A 9,008-nucleotide genomic window follows, 5' to 3' on the forward strand; every position below is an offset into this window, starting at 1 on the left:
ATCGTCATTTTTTCACCCAAATTTGTATGCTTATTAGCATAACATTTCTTTCTTAATGGGTGGCCAAAATCACTGTACCACTACATTGGTCAATGAGTACACGTATGGAATCAACTTTGGTGTCTCACGCCCTGAAAATAGCTGTCTGGCGCCGAGGTAAACCTAAAGATGTTATTGTACATAGCGATAGAGGCTGCCAATATGCATCCTATGCTTATCGTGATTTATTAAGCGAACCTCATTTAGTACAAAGCATGAGTTGTAAAGGCAACTGCTGGAACAATGCCTGTGTCGAAAGTTCTTTCCATTCACTCAAGGTTGAAGCTATCCAATATGAGCCTATTATGAAGCGAGAAATCATGAGGCAGCAATCAAGATACTGTTTTTAATGTAAATTTCAAATCACTAAGAGATATTTTTTAAAATCATGCCTACATTAATCCAAGCCTGAGAGCCTTTTGCGATCACGTTCCATCTACAACGTTAATCAATAATGCATTATATCCCTCAATAAATAGCATTCATGCTACTAACCAGATAAAATTCGCGGCAATTAAATATGAGCGAAGTGAAGTTGTCATGAGTAGAAAGATTGAACTATTAGCCCCAGGCGGTGATGTAAACGCGGTAAAAGCCGCCATTGTAGCCGGTGCTAATGCGGTTTATTGTGGGTTAGATACCTTTAATGCACGTAACCGAGCGTCTAATCTTTCGTTTGATGAGCTTAACGGCGCACTTCGCTTGGCCCATGAATACGGCTGCGAAATATTTTTAACCCTAAATGTAGTGATATTAGAGCACGAAATGGGTGCGCTATTTAAGCTATTAAATCAGCTAGTAAATACCACGCTCGACGGTATTATTGTGCAAGATTTAGGGTTGTTCAATATAGTTAAAAAGCACTTTCCTACTTTGCATATTCACGCATCGACTCAGTTAACTACCCATAACGAATCACAGGTTGAATTTTTAGCCCGCATTGGCGCTACACGTGTAAATTTATCGCGCGAGCTTAACTTAACTGAAATTAAAATACTGACCGACGTAGCGCATAAATGCGACGTATTAACCGAAGTATTTGTGCACGGCGCATTATGTATTGCGTTTTCAGGGCAATGTTATTCAAGCTCAGTAAGCGTGGGTAACTCGGGTAACCGTGGTCGCTGCTCGCAAGCGTGTCGTGATGAATACGAGCCAACGGCGATGGGTAACAAACACCCATTAAACTTAAAAGACAACTCAGCCTATTTTGATTTACCTGAGTTGGTAGCCGCAGGCGTTGACTCGCTAAAAGTAGAAGGCCGCATTAAAGGCGCTAACTACGTACATACTGTTATTGATAGCTGGCGCAAACAAATAGATACCTTTGTACAAACAGGTAACTTAATTGAAGACGACTCGAGCTTATATAAAGTGTTTAACCGTAACTTTACCAATAAGTTTTTAACCGGCGACATGACCAAAAACATGTTTACCGATAACCCGCGCGACCATAGCTTTGATCACGCAAACGAAAAAAACAACGCAATTTCGGTCGTGCAAATTTACGATGCACAGCAAGAGCTTTCTACTCAAAAAAGTGAAATTGATTCGTTAGTTAAAAAGAAAATTGAATTTTTAGATATTTCAAAGCGCGAGCTTACATTAGAATTTACAGGGCAATTAAATCAGCCATTCACTGTAAACATAATTATTGAAGATAAAAACAATATTACACTTTCGAATAAAAACGCAGAAGAGCCTCTACGCTTTGAAGTTCAATCGCAAATGCCTATGCAAACCGCCGATAAATCGGTTGTTGATATTGCTGCTATTGATAAACGCTTTAAAACCTTTAGTAATGCCAATTTTGACATTAAAAATATGGATTACTCAAACTTAGGCAACAACTTAAGCATTCCGTTTAAAGAGCTCGCTCGTATTAAAAAGCAAGTCGCGTTTTTATTAAACGAAGGCAAAGATGTACTCGCCCCTGTTGAACTGCCTAAACTAGTAAACCACGAAAAAGCCGATAACAAAACAACACTCTCTATTTTAATATCGGACATAAAAGACGTTCACCTATGTGATTTAACCGACGGCGATGTTTACTTTAAATTACCAGAGAGCTTTAGAACCGATAACGATAAATACATTAATGTATTTTTAGAGCACCCACAGTTAATTCCGTGGTTTCCGGCGGTATTAATTGGTAAAGATTTTGAAGAAGCGGTACGTTTACTCGAAGTTGTAAAACCTAAGCTTATTATTAGTAACAATACAGGCGTGGCATTTAAAGCAGTACAAATGGGTATTGACTGGATTGCAGGCCCGTTGTTAAACACCACAAACTCTTATGCGTTACTAACACTACAAGAAGATTTAAACGCAAAAGGTGCGTTTATTTCAAACGAAATAAACAAACCACAAATGCGTAATATTAAACGCCCTAACAACTTTAAAATGATGTACAGCATTTATCATCCAATACTAATGATGACTAGCCGACAGTGTTTTTTCCAGCAAACCGTTGGCTGTAAAAAACCACGTATTGACGCAAGCTGTATGTTGAGCTGTAAAAAAGAAACAACCGTTACCAATGTTAAAGGCATTAGCTTTGCAATTGATAAACAAAAAGGCGGCTACCCGAGCATTTATAACCACGAGCAATTTTTAAATATGGATATTGTGACTGATTACGCTGACAAGTTTGACGAGTTTATGATTGATTTAACCGACATTGGCTCAGGCGACAAAGAAAAACTCGATAAAGCCGTGTTACTTGCGCATTTTCAGGATTTAATTAGCGGGCAAACACACGCTGCTGATCAGTTAAATCACATGGTAAAAGTAAAAACACGTCAGCAATATGTTGAAGGCTTAAATAGCTAAGGTAAGTAATAAAATGACATTGCCATTATTATATTCATTACAACACTGCCCATACGCAATGCGTGCACGAATGGGTATTTTAATGGCAGAGCAACACGTGCTACTACGCGCTATTAAAACTAAAAATAAACCACCGCACCTTTTGCAAATATCGCCAAAAGGCACGGTGCCTGTTTTATTACTGCCGAATAATCAAGTTATAGATGAAAGCCTAGATATTATGCTGTGGGCTTTAAAGCAAAACGATCCGCATAATTTACTGCATACTCAAGACCCATTAGCACTTGAGCGCATGCTTGAATTAATTAAGCTAAACGACACGCAATTTAAACCGGTGCTTGAAAAGTATAAGTTTTATGCTCGCACAAAAGACATGGCACAAATTTATTATCAAAAAACCTGCGAAGAGTTTATTAAGCAATTTGAAGCAAAACTAACCACACATAAATACTTAATGGGCAATGAAAAAAGCCTAGCCGATTATGCTCTGCTGCCATTTATTAGACAGTTTGCCCGCGTAGATAAACACTGGTACTTACAAAGTGAATACACGCATGTACGCGCATGGTTAAACGAGTTGTTACACACCCCCATGTTCACCAAAGTCATGGCCAAATACGATTTGTATATGGACTGCGGCGAAGAGTTTTTATACGGCGCTGCAAAGGGTAATAAATACTTAGGCAGTGCAAAGTAATAATAAAAATCTTACTTATTTCCTCTAAACTAAGGCTTGTTAAGGCCAGTTTTACTAACTGTTTCCTTTATTAGCTGTGAGTAAACATAACCGCCTACCGCCCCCGTAAGCAGTTGCGCATAAAATCCCCAACCTCGCGCGCCAGCTATAATATGAATATTCATAATTGACTCAATGGCAACTAAAACAACAGCAAAAGCGATAACACCCGCAATAACAAATAGCTGAGTTTGTTGTTTTTTAACTTTTTTATACAGCAACCCTGCGGCGAAAAAAGCGATAGTAAGTGCAATAGCAATAATAGCGCCATAGGTGGGTAATAAGCCTAACCAATCATCAAGCGTTAAATTAACACGATCACTAAAGCCTACCACAACACCCACATTAACTAATTGATTGACAACGTATTGACTATGAAACAAGCTAGCAAGTGTGAATGTAAGTAACCAAGAAACTAAAAATGAAGGGAGTATACGTGTTAAAAACGACATGGTTATCTCAACTTAAAATGAAACTTTTTTCCTACAGTAGCAAAGGCTTGCGCCGTAAACAACGTATCCCTTATCTAATATGGTTTACGCTGTTATCGCTTTGTGCGTTTAACGCTAATGCACAAGCCGCATTACCAAAGGAGCAATACAGTACAAAAACACTGGCTACGCAATTACAGTCTCCGTGGAGCATGGTTGAACTACCAAACGGCACATGGTTAATTACAGAGCGTGATGGTCACGTCGTTATAATTAAAAACAACGCGCAATTAAGAGTAAAACTAGATCTGATCGGTTTATACGTTGCAGGCCAAGGGGGTTTACTCGATATTGTCTTATCACCAGATTATAACGACTCCAAAGAAATTATTTTTACCTATGCCCAAGGTGATGCAAGCGCAAACCGACTTGTTATTGCTAAAGCCACGTTTGATGGAGCTGACTTTTCAAAGCCTAACGTTATTTATAAAGTCGCGACTGATAAAAACACACCGCAACACTATGCTGGCCGTGCCCTAGCCCTACCCGACAATACCTTGCTATTTTCAAATGGTGATGGGTTTGATTTTAGAGAGCAAGCACAAGTTATTACCAGCCAGCTTGGTAAAATATTACGCATAAACTTAGATGGCAGCACTCCAACAGATAACCCATTTATTAATCATGAAAACCCAAACGCCCATGCTGTTTACTCACTTGGCCACCGTAACCCGCAAGGCCTAGTTTATGATTACGATACGCAGCAAATTGTTAGCCACGAGCACGGCCCCGCAGGCGGTGACGAGCTAAATTACTTATCCGCTGGCACTAATTATGGCTGGCCGGTAATCACCTACGGCAAAGATTACTCACAAGCGCGTATTTCACCATTTACCGAATATAAAGGCATGCAAAAGCCAAGTGTTAATTGGACGCCATCAATAGCCCCTTCCGGCATGGCATATTACGGATCTAAACACGCAGCTTTTCCTTCATTACAAAAGCATGTACTGATCACTACTTTGGTCGATAAAAAGCTCTACAGCGTTAACCTAGCCAATGGTGAATTTACGCAGTCTCACGTATTTCCTGAGGCCGCAGGTCGATTAAGAGATGTGTTTGTTACCGCTGAGGGTAATATCGCGATATTAACCGACGGTAAAGAGGCAAAGCTAATGTTAGTCACGCCAAGGTAATTGGCGCTATTAATATTAGCTAAAGGCACATATTTATAATCAATAGGGATTTATAAAGCACATTCCCATTCATTATAAGCGTGCATACCATCGAGTAATTTTACCTTTAACGTTTCAATCATACTTAGATTCCCCTTGTTATCTATATTGAATGGACTGCCTATTAAGCGGACGGGTATTTTTCAATTAAAATGAATATTCAGTTTGATTTTATTCACTTTAAAACTTAGCTCCTTAAAATATTTCACATGGCTACATTCACTAGTAAGTAAACACTATGCAAATTAGGGAAATATAGCTGACCTAATTTATCCGTCATTTTAAAATCTAAACGGCAAGATCCGGGGATATGAGGAGTTTTAAATTTAATACTAATATCTACAACGTCACCTGGTGAAGTTTCCCCTATTGGCACCATACTCGCAGATGAACAAAGTAAATTTGAATGCGGGGTCAAACGTTTTAAATAGCGGCCTCGCCAAACATGTTTTCCAGAATTTTTTAAGCGCCATGTTTTAACATGGTGGCTATTTACTTTTAATGTTGTGCCATCAGGAATACTGATATCTTTTACAAACGTCGACCAATCATTTTTTAACATATTGTTGGTCTTAGCTGGTTGGTGCACCTCACTATTAAAAGTCCCCATATATAACAGCGCAACAAAAAGTAACGAAAAAATAACAGCTATACTAAGCACTGCATTTTTTCTTTTGGGCCGCTCAAGCCTATCTTGGATATTTTTAAAAGCAATATTAAGGTAAGTGTTCGACTCCTCCCGATCAGTTTCACATAAAACAGGATCATCATAATTAAAAAAAAACATCGTTTCATTGTCTGTTAAACAAAGAGCCTTAACCATTCGCTTTTGTAAAGCTGTACCTGCTTTTCTTTCACCATTAACTACTTTATTAAAATGTGAGCGACTGCAGCTACATTCAAAAATTAATTCTTTCTGACTTATTTTTCTTTGTACTAAGACTAAATCAACTTTTTCTTTTAAATTATTTTTATAACCACTCATAAAAGTTACCAAAACGTATCCTTTTTGTATTCAAATTGTATCCGACACATTTTTTTTATTCAAATAACTTTTTAAATGAGTAAGTTAGTGATCGAACGCAATTCATATTACTAAAGGATATAAAATGAGATTACTAACCAGCAGCGCCTTGGCAGCCATCATTATGATTACTAATAGCAGCTACGCCAACGAATACACAGCAGTTCTAAGCGAAGGGAAACACCGATTGCAATTTGATAACAATACAACCGAACATAAATTTACACTATCTGGCTCTGAGCTTATGCGGCTGTCACTCTCTCATGATCGCGATGTAGATATTGACATGTATGTAAATTATGGAGATAACCCAGTACCGCTTAACTCATCTTCCAACTTGGCGAATCGGTGTGCACCTTGGAATGCACCATCAATCACTCAATATAATGGTTCTCAAGAGGAATGTTCTGTTAATTTAGCCAAAACCAACCAAAATGAACAATTCAAAGTACTTTTTAAATACAGTTCTGACACCCCTGTAAGCAATGAAGCTATTGTCAGATACTATCCAATTGATTGTAAGCCTTATTTATATAGTACTCGCACTGTACTCAAACTCTGCCCCGTAACGCATGCTCAAGAACGTCATAATTACTCATACACCGAAAACTACCGCTGGAAAGTTACTCCTGAGAGTTCACTTCATACAGATGGTGATATACATGCTCGTGATATTAATAGAGGGGGTGGTAACTCAGACAAAGGGGAGCACCTATTTGCAGGTTTTAGCGGTAAAGTTATTTTCGATGGTTATTCCAGTAAATATGGCTACAACATTGTGATTTATAACTCGCAGTATAAGGTTGCAGCACGATATGCTCATCTTAGTTATTACACGGATGAGCCTAGTGTTACTACTGGTCAGCATATAGGTCAAATAGGTAACTCAGGTACTATAGACGCACACCTCCATATGGCTGTTTATAGAGACCTTGAAATCGACTCTTCAGGCTATAATAGCTTAGTGCAAGGAAAGCGACCAGCCTTAAAATACGCTGCTCAATTTGAATTTCCTTCTCGTAATGAGTTCGACATACGACCATAATTTATTTTCGGTGATTAGAGTATTATCACACTCTAATCACCGAATAGCCCTACTACAAAAAATTAATCGCTATATGCATCGCGTGAAAATAAAGGTACAGGTATTCCCTGCTTGCCGGATAACTGGACTTTTTCTCTATTGCGATAAATTAAGCTACACAGCCCCTACAATTGTACACGAAAACAACCACTGCTCGACTTTTTCAATCAACACAATTAGCGTTACCCTCTCGTTAATAAAAAGCACATAAAAGACGCACAAATACTCACCGACGATTTGACGACAAAATTAAAGCGCTTTACAAGTAGTATAAAGATCGCGCTATTTATGATGGTTTACCGAGTGCGGGATGATAAAATGAATGGATACACTGTCGATACTCATGCGCTAAATTTTTAAGGCATTAAAAAAAATTGGTATCAAACGTGCGCCAAAGTGATGTTGACGCACCATTTAAATAATTTTAGATACTACATGAGTTAGAATTACTATAATCACAACGTTCTGAGATTACAGGGGTGTCGATAATTGTTAATTTCACTGAATTCGAAATATTTAAATTCATTGAACCAATATAGTAAGGTGTACGCGAACCAAATAGAACTTTTTTAGTTCTATCTAAATCTATACTTATAAACTCGCCATTTGTTAAAGTAATAAATTTGTCTTTAATCACTTGTGCATAATCCCTACCATTAAATATATATTTGCCTGAGGGAATTGCTTTGTCTAAACCAAAAATAACTTCTTGGTAATTTATCACTTTTTCATTTAAAAGTTCTATAGCCGTATTATTTACCATATGTTTAAGTTTATCTTCAATTTTATTGGTAACTATAGAATTAAATAGAGGAATAAGATCCAGTATTGAATCAATATCTATATCACTAGACACTTTAAAGTTAGGATCTACTGTTGCGTTGCCAATAGTGCCTGTGTATGGATTATAATAACCTGTGATATTTAAGGTGTTGCTCCAAATTTTGATATTCCCTTTTACATAAAAGCTTTTTTTAATTTTTGCATTTGTAGAAAATGAAAAACCACCAAGTTTCACTTTTATGCGTCCATCAGGCTGACCTTGTAATAAAACTTTGAACGGGCCATTGAATTTAAGATCATAGCTTTGTAACGATGCTTTACCTGCTATGGCGCTTTTGACTTCTCCCTTAACATAAGCTTTTAATGTATCTTCGATACCTCGGATACTTTTTGATCTATTCGTAACTTTTACAAACTCATCATGAGTTAAAGATTTAGTATAACCAGCTACTGACAGTGTCCCTGTCGCCTGCCAAGATTCTATATAATGCTCATAATAGGCTTTAGTGTTAAAACTTACACATGCAGTTAGAACAACTGCTACAGTTAGCAATTTTTTTATATTCATCAATTAATTCCTTATTAGATTGATTCTAAAACTTAATGCTTGTTTAAAAAAAAAGCAATAAAAAAGGAACATATTACGATGAATTAGAAATAATAAACAAACTATGGTGTGGTTTAATAGATTCAACTACCCCAGTTAAGAGATAATCAACTTAACTAACCTGAACTCTGGATAATAAATCTATCTCGAGCAGCTATTCTCAGCGCTAACTGCGTTGAATTTACTTGCAATAGGCCAGCTATTGACGCGTAAATTCGCCTTGTTTTCACTGAAAAT

General features: G+C 37.4%; 7 protein-coding genes and 1 pseudogene. 5 read left to right on the forward strand and 3 right to left on the reverse strand.

Annotated features, from left to right (window positions below; all coding sequences use genetic code 11):
- Positions 1–86: 86 nt before the first annotated feature.
- From CWB66_RS19780 to CWB66_RS19790, 3 genes and pseudogenes are all read left to right on the forward strand, one after another.
- Positions 87–368: pseudogene (locus tag CWB66_RS19780) on the forward strand (DDE-type integrase/transposase/recombinase); the annotation flags it as partial.
- A 211-nt stretch (positions 369–579) separates the two neighbouring features.
- Entirely contained in the window at positions 580–2,871 is a 2,292-nt protein-coding gene (locus CWB66_RS19785; RefSeq protein ID WP_138586694.1) for a peptidase U32 family protein, read from the forward strand.
- A 13-nt stretch (positions 2,872–2,884) separates the two neighbouring features.
- Complete coding sequence (locus tag CWB66_RS19790; RefSeq protein WP_138586696.1) at positions 2,885–3,568, forward strand: glutathione S-transferase; 684 nt, start codon at positions 2,885–2,887, stop codon at positions 3,566–3,568.
- 29 nt (positions 3,569–3,597) lie between these two features.
- On the opposite strand, the gene CWB66_RS19795 is transcribed toward CWB66_RS19790, so the two are convergent.
- Positions 3,598–4,059, reverse strand: coding sequence for a hypothetical protein (locus CWB66_RS19795; RefSeq protein ID WP_138586697.1), 462 nt, complete (start codon positions 4,057–4,059; stop codon positions 3,598–3,600).
- On the opposite strand from CWB66_RS19795, the gene CWB66_RS19800 reads away from it, so the two are divergent.
- The gene (locus CWB66_RS19800) at positions 4,044–5,234 is read left to right on the forward strand and encodes a PQQ-dependent sugar dehydrogenase (protein ID WP_138586698.1); all 1,191 of its coding nucleotides are present in this window, start codon (positions 4,044–4,046) and stop codon (positions 5,232–5,234) included. The two genes, CWB66_RS19795 and CWB66_RS19800, sit on opposite strands and share 16 nt — an antisense overlap.
- 244 nt (positions 5,235–5,478) lie before the next feature.
- On the opposite strand, the gene CWB66_RS22795 is transcribed toward CWB66_RS19800, so the two are convergent.
- On the reverse strand, positions 5,479–6,258 hold the full coding sequence (locus CWB66_RS22795; RefSeq protein ID WP_252371803.1) for an NBR1-Ig-like domain-containing protein: 780 nt from the start codon (positions 6,256–6,258) through the stop codon (positions 5,479–5,481).
- Between the two features lie 124 nt (positions 6,259–6,382).
- Between CWB66_RS22795 and CWB66_RS19810 the strand changes: the two genes are divergently transcribed.
- Positions 6,383–7,342: a M23 family metallopeptidase gene (locus CWB66_RS19810; RefSeq protein ID WP_138586699.1), complete on the forward strand. Its 960-nt coding sequence runs from the start codon at positions 6,383–6,385 to the stop codon at positions 7,340–7,342.
- 463 nt (positions 7,343–7,805) lie between these two features.
- On the opposite strand, the gene CWB66_RS19815 is transcribed toward CWB66_RS19810, so the two are convergent.
- A complete protein-coding gene (locus CWB66_RS19815; protein ID WP_138586700.1) occupies positions 7,806–8,732 on the reverse strand; it encodes a hypothetical protein in 927 nt (308 codons plus the stop codon).
- Positions 8,733–9,008: the final 276 nt, after the last annotated feature.

The sequence above is a fragment of the Pseudoalteromonas sp. S558 genome, assembly GCF_005886635.1.
GTDB lineage: Bacteria > Pseudomonadota > Gammaproteobacteria > Enterobacterales > Alteromonadaceae > Pseudoalteromonas > Pseudoalteromonas aliena.

What these genes read in the sequence shown, in the direction of transcription:
- CWB66_RS19785 (WP_138586694.1), top strand. Translation starts at nt 580, where the DNA reads ATGAGTAGAAAGATTGAACTATTAGCCCCAGGCGGTGATGTAAACGCG.
- CWB66_RS19790 (WP_138586696.1), top strand. Translation starts at nt 2,885, where the DNA reads ATGACATTGCCATTATTATATTCATTACAACACTGCCCATACGCAATG.
- CWB66_RS19795 (WP_138586697.1), bottom strand. Translation starts at nt 4,059, where the DNA reads ATGTCGTTTTTAACACGTATACTCCCTTCATTTTTAGTTTCTTGGTTA.
- CWB66_RS22795 (WP_252371803.1), bottom strand. Translation starts at nt 6,258, where the DNA reads ATGAGTGGTTATAAAAATAATTTAAAAGAAAAAGTTGATTTAGTCTTA.
- CWB66_RS19810 (WP_138586699.1), top strand. Translation starts at nt 6,383, where the DNA reads ATGAGATTACTAACCAGCAGCGCCTTGGCAGCCATCATTATGATTACT.
- CWB66_RS19815 (WP_138586700.1), bottom strand. Translation starts at nt 8,732, where the DNA reads ATGAATATAAAAAAATTGCTAACTGTAGCAGTTGTTCTAACTGCATGT.